General features: G+C 67.8%; 13 protein-coding genes. 5 read left to right on the top strand and 8 right to left on the bottom strand.

The genetic code is table 11. The features are described from left to right. Positions 1–4: 4 nt before the first annotated feature. From OG758_RS47695 to OG758_RS47685, 3 genes are all read right to left on the bottom strand, one after another. A complete protein-coding gene (locus OG758_RS47695; protein ID WP_326715621.1) occupies positions 5–3,682 on the bottom strand; it encodes a S8 family serine peptidase in 3,678 nt (1,225 codons plus the stop codon). 859 nt (positions 3,683–4,541) lie between these two features. Beyond that, positions 4,542–4,745, bottom strand: coding sequence for a hypothetical protein (locus OG758_RS47690; protein WP_326715620.1), 204 nt, complete (start codon positions 4,743–4,745; stop codon positions 4,542–4,544). Continuing rightward, a complete protein-coding gene (locus tag OG758_RS47685) occupies positions 4,742–5,104 on the bottom strand; it encodes a hypothetical protein (protein WP_326715619.1) in 363 nt (120 codons plus the stop codon). The genes OG758_RS47690 and OG758_RS47685 overlap by 4 nt, the downstream gene beginning before the upstream one ends. A gap of 208 nt (positions 5,105–5,312) precedes the next feature. On the opposite strand from OG758_RS47685, the gene OG758_RS47680 reads away from it, so the two are divergent. Together OG758_RS47680 and OG758_RS47675 are read left to right on the top strand one after the other, a co-directional pair. Further along, positions 5,313–6,026 carry an XRE family transcriptional regulator gene (locus tag OG758_RS47680; RefSeq protein WP_326715618.1) on the top strand — a complete coding sequence of 238 codons (714 nt, stop codon included), beginning with the start codon at positions 5,313–5,315 and terminating at the stop codon, positions 6,024–6,026. A 3-nt stretch (positions 6,027–6,029) separates the two neighbouring features. After that, positions 6,030–6,500, top strand: a complete 471-nt coding sequence (locus tag OG758_RS47675; protein ID WP_326715617.1) for an NUDIX domain-containing protein — start codon at positions 6,030–6,032, stop codon at positions 6,498–6,500. A 405-nt stretch (positions 6,501–6,905) separates the two neighbouring features. Here OG758_RS47675 and OG758_RS47670 read toward each other — a convergent pair whose 3' ends face one another. The 4 genes from OG758_RS47670 to OG758_RS47655 form a co-directional block, all read right to left on the bottom strand. Then, a complete protein-coding gene (locus tag OG758_RS47670; RefSeq protein WP_326715616.1) occupies positions 6,906–7,322 on the bottom strand; it encodes a YeeE/YedE thiosulfate transporter family protein in 417 nt (138 codons plus the stop codon). Further along, positions 7,322–7,972, bottom strand: coding sequence for a YeeE/YedE family protein (locus OG758_RS47665; protein WP_326715615.1), 651 nt, complete (start codon positions 7,970–7,972; stop codon positions 7,322–7,324). Before OG758_RS47665 ends, OG758_RS47670 begins: the two co-directional genes overlap by 1 nt. A gap of 1,514 nt (positions 7,973–9,486) precedes the next feature. Next, positions 9,487–9,822 (bottom strand): hypothetical protein, encoded by a 336-nt coding sequence (locus OG758_RS47660; RefSeq protein WP_326715614.1) that lies wholly within the window; start codon positions 9,820–9,822, stop codon positions 9,487–9,489. 415 nt (positions 9,823–10,237) lie between these two features. Beyond that, the gene (locus tag OG758_RS47655) at positions 10,238–11,056 is read right to left on the bottom strand and encodes an IclR family transcriptional regulator (protein WP_326715613.1); all 819 of its coding nucleotides are present in this window, start codon (positions 11,054–11,056) and stop codon (positions 10,238–10,240) included. 146 nt (positions 11,057–11,202) lie between these two features. On the opposite strand from OG758_RS47655, the gene OG758_RS47650 reads away from it, so the two are divergent. The 3 genes from OG758_RS47650 (at position 11,203) to OG758_RS47640 (ending at position 14,952) form a co-directional block, all read left to right on the top strand. After that, positions 11,203–12,147: a 5-dehydro-4-deoxyglucarate dehydratase gene (locus tag OG758_RS47650; protein WP_326715612.1), complete on the top strand. Its 945-nt coding sequence runs from the start codon at positions 11,203–11,205 to the stop codon at positions 12,145–12,147. Beyond that, a complete protein-coding gene (locus OG758_RS47645) occupies positions 12,144–13,436 on the top strand; it encodes a glucarate dehydratase family protein (RefSeq protein ID WP_326715611.1) in 1,293 nt (430 codons plus the stop codon). The genes OG758_RS47650 and OG758_RS47645 overlap by 4 nt, the downstream gene beginning before the upstream one ends. Positions 13,437–13,575: 139 nt before the next feature. Continuing rightward, a complete protein-coding gene (locus OG758_RS47640) occupies positions 13,576–14,952 on the top strand; it encodes an MFS transporter (RefSeq protein ID WP_382629359.1) in 1,377 nt (458 codons plus the stop codon). A gap of 444 nt (positions 14,953–15,396) precedes the next feature. Here OG758_RS47640 and OG758_RS47635 read toward each other — a convergent pair whose 3' ends face one another. Next, positions 15,397–16,095, bottom strand: a complete 699-nt coding sequence (locus OG758_RS47635; protein ID WP_326715610.1) for an alpha/beta hydrolase — start codon at positions 16,093–16,095, stop codon at positions 15,397–15,399. Between the last annotated feature and the right edge of the window lie 56 nt (positions 16,096–16,151).

Genomic DNA, 16,151 nt, shown 5'->3' with positions numbered 1-16,151 from the left:
GCCACTACTTCAGACCGAACGCCCGCAGCGCGGTCTGTTCGACCGCGTTGCCGTCCTGGTCGGCGGCGCGCACGCGCAGCGACACGGACTCGGCGCCCTTGGGGTGCTTGAGTTCCACCTCGCCGTGATCCACCTTCACCACCTTCCAGGACGTGCCGTCGTCGTAGGAGACCCATGCCTTCAGGTCCCCGGCCACAACGCCGCCCGACTGGTCCCGTACGGAGAGTGCGAGCTGCGATGTGTGCTTGCGGTCGGCGCGGTTGAGGAGGTCGAGCCCGTGCACGCCGTAGTCGACGGAGAGCACCGGCAGCGCCGTCCGCTGGTCCGTGTGGGCCGAGGCGAAGGACCATTCGGTGTGGGTGCTGGTGGAGTACGCGGCCCAGTCGGCGGTACGCCGCGTGTCGAGCACGAGACGGTACGAGGCCTTCGCCGCGGGGACGTCGAAGGTGCCGAGTCCACCGAGTTTGGTCTCGCCGACCAGCTGTCCGTCCGCGTACAGCTTGCCCTTCGCGGTGTCCTGGACGTTGTCCACCGACCCGTAGTGCCCCGGCGTGGAGTCGCTCAACTCCGGTATCGCGAAGGTGAGTTTGTCTCCGGTGCGCTGGGAGAGGCCGTAGCCCTCATTGGCCGCCGGGCGCACGACCTGGCGCAGCCAGTCCTCGGAGGGCACCGTGCCCGCCGTGTCGAAGGTCTGCACGGAATCCCACTGGGGCTTGGTCGCGTTCGAGTCGGGATAGACGGCGTGCCAGATCCGGTTGGCGGTGACGTTGTAGTACTCGGTGCGCTCCGTGCCGAGTTGAACGTTGTTGCTGGTCGCGATGTCGACGTTCTGCCAGGGACGGTACTGGTACACGGAGTCCTTGCCGACCTGGCCGGCTCGGCCCCCGTGGTAGCGAACCGTCTGCTTCACCGTGTTGGAGCGGTTCAGGTTGTACGTCTGGTCGGCCGATACGGCGCCCGTCTGCGGGAACATCACGCTGTACACGTACGGGCTGACCGCGGTGCCCGTCAGCTTCAGCCTGACCTGCTTCCCGCTCTTGAACAGGGCGCCGAGCTTCGCGCCGTCCTCGCCGGTCGCGGTCATCAGCGGGATGGACGCGCTGTTCACCCAGGAGATCCAGTAGCCAGGCGTCTCGTGGTAGGCGAGGACGTAGCCGGCCCCGGCCTCCGTCGCGTTGGCCAGCGCCTCGTCCGCCGTCTCACCGGCGCCCACCCGGACGACCGCTACCTTGCCCTTGACGTCGAGGCCGTCGAAGTCGGCCGTGGTGCCGCCGCCCGCGTCCACTGCCACGACCGTGCGGTTGCCGCTGATCTTCACCGGGAAACCGGTGTCGGTCTGCGCGTAGTCGAGGGGCAGCGCGTACTTCTCGGGGCTGGTGACGCTCGCCGTCAGCTCCTTGGCGTACAGACGGAACTTCGAGGAGAACTCGAACGTGCCCTGGGTGACCTTCTCGGTGGGCGCCACGTAGACGTGGTCGGTCCACCAGCCCTGGCTGTAGGTCAGCCCCCACGAGCTGCCCGGGCCCTCCCGGTGCCAGTTAGTGGTGAATCCCTGGAACTCGGAGTCCTCCTTGGTCTTTGGCTTGATCTCGACCGCCTTGCGGGCGTCGAGGACGACCTCGGTGTTCTTGTCGACCTTGACCTCCGGATCGCCGACGATCGAGGTGGCGACCTCAAGGCCGGCCGCGTCCCGCTGCGAAATCCACGACGCCATGTTGTACGTACCGGCCGGCACCTTGAACGTGTAGCCGCTGCCGAGGAACCCGTGCGTCTCCGGATACGCTCCGTTCAGTTCCGAGAGCATGAAGAGCGACGCCGAGGTGGACGGCTTGCCGTCCCGGCCCACCAGCGACACCTTGAGATCGTAGGTCTTCGCCAGCTTCTCGAAGCCGATGGCTGTGGTGACCTGGACGCCGTCGGCGCTCGCGGTGATGTGGCCCGTGTACCGGCCCGTCGCCAGGTCGGCAGGGTCGACCGCCGCCTCGACGGTGGCGGTGCCCTGCGCCGGGACGGTCACGGTGTCCGCGTTCAGGGCGGCATCGGGGAGGGACGAGGCGACCTTCAACTCCACCGCTTTGTCGGTGGTGTTGGTGTAGGTGACGTCCTTGGTGTCGATGTCGGCGTCGGTCTCCTCGTACTTGCCGAAGCTCAGGGTCGGTGTCGCGAAGACGCCCTGGTTGACGGCCCGTACGGCGTCGACCCGGCCGTCTCCCTGCTCGAACACGGAGTTGACGCTGTTCGTCTTCGCGGTGGCCGCCAGCGCCTGCTTGATCTGCCGTCCCGTCCAGTCCGGATGGGCCTGCGCGACCAGCGCGGCGGCGCCCGCGACGTGCGGGGTCGCCATCGACGTACCGCTCGACGTCGTGTAGTACTCGTCGACCGGCGTGCCCATGGTGGTGCCGGCCGCGCGGGCCGCGGTGATGGCCGCGCCCGGTGCGGTGATCTCCGGCTTGACCGCGTAGTCGCCGATGCGGGGGCCCCGGCTGGAGAACGAGGCCAGCGTGTCGGACTTGTCGACCGCGCCGACCGTCAGCGCCGAGTCGGCGATGCCCGGAGTGCCGACGGTCTGCTCGGACGGTCCTGAGTTGCCCGCCGCGATCACGAAGAGGGTGCCGGTGGACGCGGACAGCTCGTCGACGGTCTCGCTCAGGACGTCCGAGGGCCCGGACGCGTCACCGCCCAACGACATCGACACGATCTTCGCGCCGGAGTGGGCCGCCCACTCCATGCCCGCGATGATCCAGGAGTCCTGGCCGCGGCCGTCATTGCCGAGGACCTTGCCGACCAGCAGCTCCGCGCCCGGCGCCACACCCTTGCGCTTGCCGTCCGAGGCCGCGCCCGAGCCGACGATCGTGGACGCCACATGGGTGCCGTGACCGTGGCCGTCCTGCACCGCCTGGTCCGGCACGAAGCTCTTCGACTCGGCGATCTTCCCGGCGAGATCCGGATGACCGGCGTCCACGCCCGTGTCCAGGACGGCCACCTTGACGCCCTTCCCGTCGTAGCCCGACTTCCACACCTCGGGCGCGCCGATCTGCGGAACGCTGACATCGAGGGACGCCTCGACCTTGCCGTCGAGCCAGATCTTGTCGATCCCCTCGCCGAGCTGCCGTGCGGCCTTCGTGGTCGGTCCCGTGCCGAGCGCGGGGGCGATGTCCTTCCAGAAGGCAGTCGACTTCGCCGCACTGAGCGAGGCGCCGTCGATCGTGGGCAGCTTGAGCATCCGGCGAGCGCCGTCGGGAGTCGCGCTGCCCTTCGTGTACGTCGCGATCACCGGGATGTCACCGGTCCTCGCGTCGGCGTACCCCTGCTTCACCAACTGGGTGACATTGAAGAGGGACGGATCGAGGCGACCCGCGTTCACGAGCGGGATCGCGTCCGACGGCAGGACACTGACCTCACCGTCCTTCTCACTGGACACGAAGGTAGCGGCCTCGCGGCCCTTGCCGCGCTGCACGTCGACGGCGTACTTGCCGTCCGGCCCGGCGCTGAGGGTCACGGTGTCACCGGTGATGAGGGTGACGGTCTGCGTACGCGTCGCACCGGCCTGAGCGCCGCTGTGCACGGGCGTGGATTCCTGTACGGTGACCTGCGCCCCGGCACCGGCCGCGGCGGGTGTGATCGCACTCGTGAGCAGTCCGGCCGCTCCTGCCAGGGCCCAGAAGGCGTGGTGTCTTCGCATGGGTGGCGTCCTCCCCTGAACTGTGACGACGCATCCGGCCTGGTGACCGGAAGCCAGTGATCAGAGTGAGCTCCGCGCGGAAAGCGACTCAAGAGAATCCCGTGGCCGAGGAGTGCCAATGCTCTCTTCGGCCACGGACGGCGGCGGTCGCCGTCCGTGGCCCCTGCCGTCAACTCCCTTGCTGGGCCCACTCGGTGACCGCGCCCCGGTGCCCCTGCCCCTCGCGCCCGGCCCGCGGGTCGCTTCCGAGCGCCCACCACTGCCTGCCGTGAATTCCGAGGAAGAACACGGTGTGGTATTCCAGGCCTTGCTGCGGTGGGTGGTGAGCAAGACGACGGCATCGGCGGACTCAAACTCGTCGAGCACCACACCCCAGTCGTCTGCCCCGTCGAGCACCGTCTCAAGGCGCGCCTCGAATGCGTCGGTGACGAGATCGAACTCCTCACCGGGTGCCGAGGCCTTTACGTAGCGGCGCAGGGCCGCGCTGTCCACGAGATCGAGCACCTTTCGGACGGCGTCGGCCGCGGACGTGGTCGACGGAGGGTGGGCCTGAAGCCAGGCACGGAGCCGCCGGGTGGTCAGGTCACTCGCAGGACGCCGGTGATCCCGGAACGCGAAGAGCGAGGCGAGCGGTGGCATCCGGAGACGGCTCGCTGGATACTCACCATTGCCACCGGTCGGCCGCCGACCCTGCGGAAGCGCACTGCGTAGACCTGGACGACTAAACCTACCGATCGATGCAGCACGTTGGGCCGGACAGCTCGGCGAGCGTGTAGGGCGGGCCGCCCCCACTGCTCGCCATCGGGCGGCCCGCCCTGTCCCGCCGCCGGTCAGCTTCAAGCACCCGGCGGCGGGGGTCTCAGTCGGCTTGAGTCTCGCCCTCTCTGCGCGGCCACGTCGTGCCGACGCGGAAGCCGTTGCGGAGTTCGCCGCTGTAGAAGTGCTGGTGATCGCTGTAGTGCCCGGCGGACAGGGTGCAGCGCAGTACGCTCTCGGGCTGACGGATGAAGCAGATGCCAGGAATCTCCACGTGCTCCTGCAACGTCTTCCGCCTGGCGCTCATCGCCGTGCCTGCCGCATCACGAGTCGCACCCACGTGCCGTGCGCGCAGACCATCGGGTCGTCGGTGCACTGTTCGCAGTTCTGTGTGTGGTCGAACTGTGCGGGATAGACGTGCCGGAGAGCGCAGGGACGGCAGCCGCGGGGGAACCAGCGGGCCACCGTGCCGCGAAAGGAGGCCACGCGTTCACCGAGGTCGATGGCCGAGCCGGCGCCGAGGGTGACGGCACACCATACGCAGTCCCGCCCCCGGATCTGGGGTTCGGTGAGCCCTTCGGTGTCGGGCAGCAGAGGCGAAAGCGGATCCTCGACGAGGACTGTTCCGCCTTTTGCCGAAAGAGTGTGGCCCGTACTCTCGTCCATGTCGACGCTCCCAGGGTGTCGGCCGACCCCGGGGCCGTTCGCGCGGCTGCCGGGGTGCTTTCTTCGCGTGGCTACGCGATCGTCACGCCGGTCCCAGGACGTAGGAACCTCACGCAACGGGCACTTAGGGACGTCCCAAGAGGGGTAGAACGTCCCCAAGCGCAGTCGAGTTGGGGGCGGTACGGCGAACGAGAGACTACGAGCAGCCATGACGGCTAGAGGCTGGACCCACGAGACGCTCGCGGAGAAGGTCGAGGTCGACCCCAAGTCCGTTGAGCGGTGGGTCAACTTGGGGCGTGTTCCTCGCCAGGCAACCGCCCTGCGCGCGGCGGAGGCCGTGGGGGAAGACGTCTACGCCCTGTGGCCGGCGCTTCGGCAGCCCCGTAAGGCGCGCAGCATGAGCCCCGAACTCGTGGCTCTCTATCCTCAGCGCGCCGACCTCCCCGTGTCCGCGTTCGTGGACCTGCTGCGGCAGGCACGCGAGCGTATCGACGTCCTCGTGTACGCCGCGGTCTTCCTCCATGAGGCGTATCCCCGGTTCAACGAGCTGCTGGAGGAACGAGTGGCGGACGGCTGCCGAGTCCGGATCGCGCTTGGCGACGCCGACAGTGCGAACGTTCAGGCGCGTGGCCGCGAGGAGAGGTTCGGCCACGGCATCGAGTCACGCTGCCGCCTCGCCCTCCTGCACTACCGCAGTTTGGTGAAGTCGCCGGGCGTTGAGCTCCGCACTCATGGCACGACGTTGTACAACTCGCTTTACCGGGCGGATGACCAGCTCCTTGTGAACGCGCACGTCTGGGGCATGAACGCCTACGGCGCCCCGGTGTGGCATCTTCGGCGTACCGAGAACGGCGGCATGTTCGACACCTACGCGGACAGCTTCAACGCCGTGTGGGACACGGCCCGCCCGGTGGAGGAGTAAGCGATGGCACGCACTGAGTACTACGACGATCCGGAAGCTCCCAAGCCCAACAGCCTTGTCGTTGCGGCCTCTGCTGTAGTGACCGATGCGCAGGGACGCATCCTGCTGCAGCGGCGCCGCGACAACGATCTGTGGGCGCTGCCGGGCGGCGGCATGGACATGAGCGACTCCCTGCCAGGCACCGCCGTGCGGGAAGTGAAGGAGGAGACCGGCCTCGACGTCGAGATCACAGGACTCGTCGGCACGTACACCGACCCGCGGCACGTGATCGCCTACACGGACGGCGAAGTGCGCCGCCAGTTCAACATCTGCTTCACGGCCCGCGTCACCGGCGGGCACCTGGCCATCTCCGACGAGTCGACAGAGCTGCGGTTCGTGGCCCCCGACGAACTGGAGTCACTACCAATGCACCACACCCAACGCCTGCGGCTGCAGCACTTCCTGGAGAAGCGGCCGACGCCATACCTCGGGTAGATACGGACATGACGAAACGCTCCTGCATGGCCGCGATGACCACAGAGAGCGGCCGCCGTCTGGTGGTGCGCAACGGCTTCGGCTTCTGAGCCCACGTCGGGGGTTGTTCCTGACACAGCACGCCGCCCCCAAGGTGATCGCACGCCTCTGAAGCTGGCACCCTTGTCCGTCGTCGTGCTCATCGTCGTCCTGTGCGTGCAGGCCAGCTACAGCCCTCAGGACCTTCAGACGATCCTGATCACGCTGATATCCGTTCTGGCATCGTCGCCGTGACCACCCCCGCGGGCAATTCGGTCTAGCCGCGGCACCCGTGGCATAACAGCGCTGGCCCCTCGGATGATCACCGAGGGGCCAGCGCTGATGTGACCATGCAAAGGGCGAGCACGACTCGGTGGGCGGCTTCGGCTACAGGCCGCAGGAGCCGCGGTCCAGGTGGAAGTAGCGGGCATTGGCCCAGCGGCACAGTCGGATACCGACGATGACGCCGACGATGGTGACAAGCGCGGGCACGTAACCGCTGGCGACCTGGATGATCGGGATCGCCGGGCACCCGCCCGAGATCGCCCAGCCGGTTCCGAACAGCACGGCGCCGGGGATTACGCCCGCGTGGATGCGTCCCGGAGTACGGCGGATCCGCAGCAGAGCGAACGCGCACACGATGATCCCGACGGCACCCGCGAAGGAGAAGAACATCCGCAGGTCCTGGAAGGTGAACATGCGGTTCAGCTCGGTGTAGTCGCCGAAGCCGATACGGGAGACGGTGTAACCGAGAGCCAGTCCCGTGATGATGTTGGCCAGCAAAATCGCGCCTCGGGTACGCATCAGATCACCTTCCACAGAAGGAACGAGACCGCGACGGCGGTGCCGAAGAACACGGCGGTCGCGACCAGGCTGACCGGGCGCAGACGGCCGCAGCCGTTGAGTCCGTGGCCGGAACTGCAGCCACCGGCCAGCCGAGTTCCGAAGCCGACCAGCACGCCTCCGATGAACAGCAGGACGATCATGGTGGTCGGATTCGCGGTGACCACGTCCCGGAATCCCGGGCCCATGTCGAAGCGGAGGTGAAACTGGCCGGAGGTGAGCGCAGCGATCAACCCGCCGAGGAAGATCGACACCAGCAGGGCGGCCTGGGTGACCAGCGGGGCCGGGGCTAGGGCCGAGGTGTCCTCATTCACCGTTGGTTCGACGTCCGTCTGGACCGGCTGTGACGTGCCGTACGGAACCGGTGGCACGGTGGGCGCGGCGTAGTCGGTGCCGAAGTGCTCCGCCGTCGCTACGGCGAGAGCCTCGGCGAGCGCTCGCTCGTCGGTGAACTCCTCGTCCATGCGCTCGAGCCGACGCTCCCTGCGCCAGTGCAGGACGCGATCCCACGCGGACGACACCCCGAACGACCGATCCGTGGTGAGGGCGTAGTTGATGGTGATCAGAGCGAGCCCGGCAGCGCCGGCCCACCAGGGCCAGTAGCCACTCATGCGGGGCCTCCCATCCATTCGGTGAATCGAGCCCAGAGGCCGCGTTTCGATCTGGAGCTCTGCCCAGCGCGTCTGGACGGACGGTCTGCGGGCTGCGGAGCCCATGCGGACGATGACGGCGTGTAATGCGACGCCGAGATCGTCGGGGACGCCGGCCCGAACTGAGCCGCAGCATCCGATGCCGTGGTCACAGGTTCTGACGGCTCTGCCGGCCAAGCCGGTGCCGGCTGCGACCGGGACGGGTTCTCCTGCTGCCAAGGATTGGGCTGGGGGGGACGAGCCTGCTGGGACCCCTGCTCAGGTCCGGCGGCGCTGGACCGGTCCGCGCCCTCGGCCGTGTCTTCAAGGTGGCGTGCGCGGGCTCCATTGGGCAGGAGGCTGATCGGCACGCGCTCGCCGGTGAGTGACATCTGGTAGCGCGCACAGCCGAGCCATTGATCCTCGCTGTCGCAGTAATAGTCGCGCCACCCCTGCAAACTCGCCTTAAGCAAGGGGAAAAGGGGGCATCCTGCGGTGTGCGAGCAACCCACGTCGCTCCCTTCTGACCGGCGCGCACCACCCGTTTTATGAGGGGCGGCTGCCGTTCTCGGTCTCTTGCCCCGACGCGCCCACGTCGACGATGCCGAAAGCGCGTTGATGGCCTGTCACGGTGCGGAGCAGTGCCTTCCTGCCTCGACCGGGCGTGATGCAACCACTGTTTCGGTATCGCAAGCAATTCCGGACACGGCCGGACTCACTTGACACCGCCGAGCGCGAAATATCATGCAATATCGGGTGTACCGCGCCCACATGGTCGGCCTTTCTGCGTACAGAAGTAATGCTCCCGTGGAGCCTGTGCACACATGGGCTCCACTTATGACGAAAGCATGAATTGGGCTGTGACGAAACTGTTGATATTACTGGTCGTTAACGAGGGCGCGAAGGAAGGAGACCCATGTGCCAACGTGCTGTCTGCCAGTCATGCCGGAAGGTGACCTACGAGGGCTGCGGAGGGCATGTGGAGCAAGTGCTCGCCGGTGTGCCGACACCGCAGCGGTGCATGTGTGAGCCAGGGAAGCGCAAACCGGTACGCGCACGGGAGTTGATGACTCCGTCGGGGCCGAATCCGGGCAGGCCGAAGGATGGCCGGTGGGCCCGGCTCATCGCATGGATGAAAAGCGCTGCCTAGGGCCGGTCGGACGGCCCCTTCGAGGAAATCGGAAGACGCCGTGCGTGCAGGAATGGTCGATCCAAGCCACCTCCCCGCCGGGCTCGGGTGCTGGTGGTGGATGAGGCTCAGCGGTTGCCGGTGCAGAGGTCACGGCCGGGGGTGAGATCGGCATCCGCGACGCCGGACATGCCATCGCTCTCGAACGCGCGACGCTGACCCCCTTCTCCGGCAAAGCCCTCTGCTGTACCAACGACGAACGCGTGACCCGGTCCTCCTTTTCTGACCGCCTCCAGCGGATCTCTGCTCCACGGCCGCTGTCACTCCTGCCGACCCGGATCTGGTCAGACGAGGAATGGGAGCGCATTCAGCTGGGCTGCTGCTCCCGGGACATGGACGAGAAGTGGGACGTCTTCGCCGAGGAAACGTCGTCTTCTTGCACCGGAGCTGGACGGGCAATGGGTTCGTCGAGGCCATCTTTGGTTCCGTCGATGACGGTGGCTGGCGGGTTGCCCAGGCCCTGGTGGAACGTGATCAGGACCGCTGTCGGGGCAAGGACGACGAGTACGACTGCCTGATGCTGGAGCTGGTGCTCAGCGCGATCGTGCTTGGCCAGCCAGCGCAGGAACTCCGTTCGAAGCTTGTGGAGTTGACCCGAAAGGCGGCGGGTGCCGCAGACGTTCCCGCTGGGATTGTGCAGCACAGCGCCTTGGGCTGCGTCCGGGATCGTAGTTTCCGCCCGCCAATCAGGTGGGATCGCGTCGTGGGTACAGTGCGAGAACGTCGAGGCTCTCGCCACCGGCCACGCCAGGCAACGCCGCTCCTGGCGCCGGGGTGGTACGCCGCCTCCGGCGACCGCGCCGACCGGCACTTACTTCGGGCGCCCTGGTGTCGGAGAACTGAGTGTCTCTGTCTCCTTACAGGTGGGAGCGTCGCCCCCCACGGACATCCGCCGAGGACGATATCCGGACAGGGGCAGTGAGGAAGGGGTCCGAGGCTGCCTCGGCCCCCTTCCCTGGGTGTGGCGGGGCCGTCGCGCGAACGCGGCCTTGTCCGGACATCGTCCTCGGCGGGGCTGGCTTCCGCGAGCCACCGAAGTGCTCCTCGAGACCGGGGGCTCAGCGCCAGTCGACTCCGCCCGCGCCCGTGCCCTGGGTCAGTCTTGCCTCGATCTCCTCGCGCACCTTCTGCATCACGGTCACAATCCGCCGCTCGCGCTCCTCGGTGAGCCGTGCCACCGGGACTGAGCAGCTGATCGCGTCCCCTGCCGGCGCTTCGTCGTTCACGCGCAGCGCGAAGCCGAATCCGACGATGCCGGTGACCCCCTCCTCGCGGTCGATCGAGTAGCCGCGCGCCCGCACCTGCGCGAGGTCGGCAACGAGCGCGGCCTTGGTGGTGTGGGTGCGTGGGGTCAGTGCCTCGTACGGTGCGTCCGGCAGTGCCGCGTCCGGGTGTTCGGCCAGCAGCGCCTTGCCGAGTGCGCCCGCGTGGGCGGGCAGCCAGCGCCCCACTCGGCTGATGGTGCGCAGATACTCGTGCGACTCGCGGGTCGCGAGGTAGGCGATGTCCATGCCGTCGAGGCGGGCCAGATGGATCGTCTCGCCGAGTTGCTCCGAGGCATCGTCCAGGTATGGGCGCACCACGCGGACCACGGGGTCGGTGTCCAGATAGGTGGTGCCGGTGAGCAGTGTGCGCAGGCCGATTCCGTACAGCGAGGCGGTGGCGTCGGTGCGCACCCAGCCGCGTGCGATCAGGGTCTGCAGCAGCGCGTACATGGAGCTGCGCGGCACGCCCAACTCGTCGGCGAGTTCCTGCAGTCGGGCGGGCCGGTCACCACGGGCGGCGAGGAGTTCGAGCAGTTCGACCGTGCGAGCGGACGATTTCACCTCGCGCACTCCGGTTTCAGACGGCCGGACGGGCTCAACAGATTCGGACATGGGTTGATCGTACGTACTGTCACGACCTGCGCGTCCGCGTCCCCACTCCATGCCGAATCGCTTCCGCGAACCCATTGACGGGGTGGTTTCCCGAGCCTAGTGTCCATCCCCATGCGCGAACGCCATCTACATACGGAGACAGCATCGTGACTCGGACCCCCCTCACCGACACTGTGGCGCGGCTGCGCGACGGCATGGCCCAGGGCGTGCTGTCGTTCCCGCTCACCAGCTTTCACGCCGACGGGGCGCTCGACCTCGACGGCTTCCGCAGCTATCTGGCCGGGCAACTGAAGACAAACCCCGGCGCGCTCTTTCCGGCCTGCGGCACGGGGGAGTTCAGCGCTCTCGACGAGGACGAGTACGGTCAAGTCGTCGCCGCCGCCGTGGAGGTGACAGCGGGCCGCGTCCCGGTCGTGGCCGGTACCGGCTACGGCTACGCCCAGGCTCTGCGCTTCGCCCGTATCGCTGAAAAGGCCGGAGCCGACGCACTCCTCGTCCTGCCGCACTACCTCAACAAGGCCCCGCAGGACGGCCTGGTCGAGCAGCTCCGCAGGATCGCCGACCGCACCCCGCTGCCTCTCATCGCCTATCAGCGCGACCACGTGACGTACGACGCGGAGACCGTGCGCCGGATCGCCGCGATCCCCGGCGTCATCGGCCTCAAGGACGGCCACAGCGACCTCGACCGGCTTCAGCGCAGCACCCTCGCCGCCCCCGACGACTTCCTCTTCTTCAACGGCGCCCCGACAGCCGAGCTCCAGGCCCGCGCCTATGCCACAGTCGGCATCCCGGCCTATTCCTCAGCCGTCCACGCCTTCGCACCGGAGATCGCCAACGCCTTCTTCCAGGCCCTGTCGGCAGGCGACGACAGTCGCGTCGACAAGCTGCTCGCCGACTTCTACGTCCCCTTCGTGGAACTGCGCGACCGGCGCCCGGGCTATGCGGTGTCCCTGGTCAAGGCGGCAGCCCGGCTGCGCGGCCGCCCGGTCGGACCGGTCCGCGCACCCCTCACCGACCCGACCCCCGCAGATCTCGCAGACCTCGAAGCGTTGCTCACCACCGGCCTGAACCTCGTTGGAGCCCCCCGATGAACGACCTGACGATCACCGACGTCCGGCTGACCCCGATCCTCGTCGCCGACCCGCCGCTCCTCAACGCCCAGGGCGTGCACCAGCCGTACACCCCCCGCCTGATCATCGAAGTCACCACGGCGGACGGGATCACCGGCCTCGGCGAGACCTACGGCGACACCAAGTACCTGGAGCTGGCCCGCCCGTATGCCGAGAAGCTGGTCGGCCGGTCCGTCGCAGACCTCAACGGCCTGTTCACCCTCGCCAACGAGGTCGTGGTGGCCGAGGAGCGGGTGACGAACCAGGTGGACGTGGGCGGCCTGCGAGGCGTCCAGACCGCCGACAAGCTGCGGCTGTCCGTGGTCTGCGGCTTCGAGGTCGCCTGCCTGGACGCGCTCGGCAAGGCACAGGGCCTGCCGGTTCACGCCCTGCTCGGCGGCAAGGTGCGCGACGCCGTCGAGTACAGCGGCTACCTCTTCTACAAGTGGGGCGAGCACCCGAAGGGCGTCGAGTCCGAGGTGGACGACTGGGGCGAGGCTGTCGACCCGGCCGGCATCGTCGACCAGGCACGCAAGTTCACCGAGCGCTACGGCTTCCGCTCGTTCAAGCTCAAGGGCGGCGTCTTCGAGCCCGATCAGGAGATCGCGGCAATACGCGCCCTCGCCGAGGCGTTCCCCGGAAGCCCGCTGCGACTCGATCCCAATGGCGCCTGGTCCGTCGAGACCTCCGTCAGGGTCATCGAGGCGCTGCAGGACGTCCTCGAGTACATGGAGGACCCCACTCTCGGTACGCCCAACATGGCCGCCGTCGCCGCCCGTACCGACGTGCCGCTCGCCACCAACATGTGTGTGACGACCTTCGACGAGGTCAAGGAGGCGTTCCTTCGCGACGCCGTCCAGGTCGTCCTGTCCGACCACCACTACTGGGGCGGCCTGCGAAACACCCGCGAACTCGCTGCCATTTGCCGTACGTTCGGCGTCGGAGTGTCGATGCACTCCAATACCCACCTGGGCATCTCACTCGCCGCGATGACACACGTGGCATCCACGGTCCCGAACCTCCACCACGCCTGCGACTCGCACTACCCCTGGCAGTCCGAGGACGTGCTGGACGAGCGGATCACCTTCGCGGACGGCAAGATGACCGTCTCCGACGCCCCGGGCCTCGGCGTCACCCTCGACCGTGACAGGCTCGCCGTCCTGCACCAGCGCTGGCTGGACGACGACGGCACGATGCGCGAGCGCGACGACGCGGCCGCGATGCGCGTCGCCGACCCGGCCTGGGAAACCCCGGCCGTGCCCCGCTGGTGACACCAACTGCTCGACGGAAGCCGGGCGTTCGAACGTCCCGGCCCCCGGCTCTGGTTGCGGGAGTTCCCCCTGCCGGCGGCCCCCCGCCCCCGGTGACTCCCGCTCCTGCCGTACCCCGCATTCACGATCGGAGCCGCTCGTGTCCGCAGTACCCCAGAGCGCCGTCAACGGCGCAGTGCAGCACCCCCCGGCAGTCGAGTCCGCCATCAAGAAGATCTTCAAGCGCGTCATACCGCTGTTCTTCATCATGTTCGTCGTGAACTACATGGACCGGGTCAACATCGGCTTCGCCAAGGACGAACTGAGCGCCGACACCGGTCTGTCGGCCGCCGCGTTCGGCGTCGGCGCCGGCATCTTCTTCATCGCCTACGCGATCTTCGAAGTGCCCTCCAACATCCTCATGGAGCGATTCGGCGCACGTATCTGGCTCACCCGGATCATGGTCAGCTGGGGGGTCGTGGCCACCGCCATGGCCTTCGTGAACAGCGCCGAGATGTTCTACGTGCTGCGCTTCCTCCTCGGCGTCGCGGAAGCGGGCTTCTTCCCCGCGGTCATCTACTACTTCTCCCGCTGGCTCCCCGACTCCCACCGAGGCCGCGCCACCTCCATCTTCCTGATGGGCTCCGGCACGGCGACCGTCATCGTCGGCCCGATCTCCGGCGCCCTCATGGAAATGCATGGCCTCCTCGGTCACGCCGGCTGGCAGTGGATGTTCTTCATCGAGGGCCTCTTCTCGGTCGTCCTCGGCTTCGTCGTCTATCGCTTCCTGGACAACAGCGTCGAGAGCGCCGACTGGCTCACCGACGAGGAGAAGCAGGGCCTTGTAGCCACGATCGACGCCGAACAGGCCGCCCGCGAAAGCAAGCGCGGCACCGCGAAGGTCTCCCGCTGGAAGCTGCTCGCCGACCCCCAGATGCTGCTCTTCCTCTGGATCTACTTCGCGATCAACGTCGCCTTGTACGCGGTGACGTTCTGGCTCCCCTCGATCGTCGAGGACATCGGCGACCTCTCCGAGTTCCAGGTCGGCCTCCTCACCTCCATCCCCTGGCTGTTCGCGATCGCCGCCGTCTGGGTCTCCGGCCGGATCTCCGACCGCATGGGCAAGCGTCGCCCCCTGCTGATCACGCTGCTGCTCATCGGCAGCCTCGGCACACTCCTCGCCGTCTACGTCTCGCCATGGCTCGGCCTCGGCGCTCTCTGCATCGCCGCGGTCGGATTCAAGCCGGCTTCCCCCATCTTCTGGACCATTCCGCAGAACTACCTGGACGCCCGCGCCGCTGCCCCGGGCATCGCGCTCATCAACTCCATCGGCAACCTGGGCGGCTTCGTCGCTCCGACCGCCTTCGGCATCCTGGAGACCACGACGGGTTCCACCAAGGGGGGCTTGGTCGGCCTGACAGTGGTCGGAATTCTGGCCGCACTCAGCGTCCTTCTCGTACGAGGGGGCGGCCGGAACGACAGCGCAGGAGGCAGGGCGGCAGACTCGGCAGCCGATCCCAAACCCGCGTCCGCCTGACAGCAAGGATCGACCGCCGCATCGCCCGGAAGCCAGACTCTGCGCCTGACTGACGCTTCGACAGTCCCGGGCGGGAACCGCGAGGCTTCCGGTCCGTGCGCCATCCGGACGCGATTCCGCAACGCGGACTTCTTCACCGACCCGAGGCCCGCCTCGGCGACCCCAGACCTTGAGTGCGACTGGACAGACTAAAGGGTCGACGGTGTCGGCTCCGGCGCCCAGCCGCTGTCCATCAGGAAATCGAACCCATCCCGCCCGACCTGCTCGGCCCATTCCCGACGGACGTCTTCCCCTTTCGGGAAGCGGTAGTTGTCGACCTTGGCTCCATACCGCTCCACCCACGCTGGGCTGATCAACGGCGTCAGCCAGTTGGGGCGGCCGCGGCCAGCACCTCCAGCGCCGCCCGCAGAGTCTCGCCAACGAACTCCATCCGGTTCAGCGTGATCAACGAGTGGCTGTGATCGCTTCAGCCCCCTGCACAGACATCGAGGAAGCGAGCAGTTCCCGCACGAGTTCCACGATGAGTTGGGGCCGTCCGACGAACGGGGAGTGCCCCGTCTGCCACTCACGCACGTAGGTGCAGCGCGTGGCCAACGTCCGCTGCAGGCCCGGGTCGATCGCTCGGTCCTGAGCGCAGACGACGTAGGTCGAGGGAGTCTGCTTCCAACTCTGTTGCTCCGGGATGCCTCGCCCGCAGCCGGGAGCCTGCGCACGCAACAGGCCAACCGCCTGGGCTGTGAGGGGTTCGGAGCTGTCGCCGTAGAGAACGTCGGCAGCCCGGTCGGGGTGCAGACGCGTCGATCCGCCGGGCCCGGGGCAGATCGCTTCCTGGAGCTGCCGGGACGCCCCACCCAGACTGGCGGCGCTCTCGCCGACATCCGGCACGAAAGCCGCCAGATAGACCAAGTGTCCCGCTCCTCGCAACCCGGTGATCACTGACCCGCCGTAGGAATGACCGAGCACAATCGGAGGTTCCTGCAGCCCGTCGACGACCGCCTGAACCGCGGCGGTGTCAGCGGTCAATGATCCCCGGTGCAACTCGGGAACGACCACGCTGGTTCCTGTGGCTCGCAAGCCTTCGGCCACCACAGCGAAGTGCTCGGGGCGGTGATACAGGCCGTGAACGAGCAGTACAACTGCCACTTCGCCCACCCCTCAGGTCGACATCAAGGCAATGATCCTAGTTCCTGGCGGCATCC

The sequence above is a fragment of the Streptomyces sp. NBC_01474 genome (assembly GCF_035918215.1).
Lineage (GTDB): Bacteria > Actinomycetota > Actinomycetes > Streptomycetales > Streptomycetaceae > Streptomyces > Streptomyces aureus.
Note: the sequence above shows the minus strand (reverse complement) of the source record. Positions and strands in the feature narration are given on the sequence as shown.

Excerpts from the sequence above, each read along its gene's own strand:
- OG758_RS47695 (WP_326715621.1), bottom strand. The coding sequence starts at position 3,682 with ATGCGAAGACACCACGCCTTCTGGGCCCTGGCAGGAGCGGCCGGACTG.
- OG758_RS47690 (WP_326715620.1), bottom strand. The coding sequence starts at position 4,745 with ATGAGCGCCAGGCGGAAGACGTTGCAGGAGCACGTGGAGATTCCTGGC.
- OG758_RS47685 (WP_326715619.1), bottom strand. The coding sequence starts at position 5,104 with ATGGACGAGAGTACGGGCCACACTCTTTCGGCAAAAGGCGGAACAGTC.
- OG758_RS47680 (WP_326715618.1), top strand. The coding sequence starts at position 5,313 with ATGACGGCTAGAGGCTGGACCCACGAGACGCTCGCGGAGAAGGTCGAG.
- OG758_RS47675 (WP_326715617.1), top strand. The coding sequence starts at position 6,030 with ATGGCACGCACTGAGTACTACGACGATCCGGAAGCTCCCAAGCCCAAC.
- OG758_RS47670 (WP_326715616.1), bottom strand. The coding sequence starts at position 7,322 with ATGCGTACCCGAGGCGCGATTTTGCTGGCCAACATCATCACGGGACTG.
- OG758_RS47665 (WP_326715615.1), bottom strand. The coding sequence starts at position 7,972 with ATGAGTGGCTACTGGCCCTGGTGGGCCGGCGCTGCCGGGCTCGCTCTG.
- OG758_RS47655 (WP_326715613.1), bottom strand. The coding sequence starts at position 11,056 with ATGTCCGAATCTGTTGAGCCCGTCCGGCCGTCTGAAACCGGAGTGCGC.
- OG758_RS47645 (WP_326715611.1), top strand. The coding sequence starts at position 12,144 with ATGAACGACCTGACGATCACCGACGTCCGGCTGACCCCGATCCTCGTC.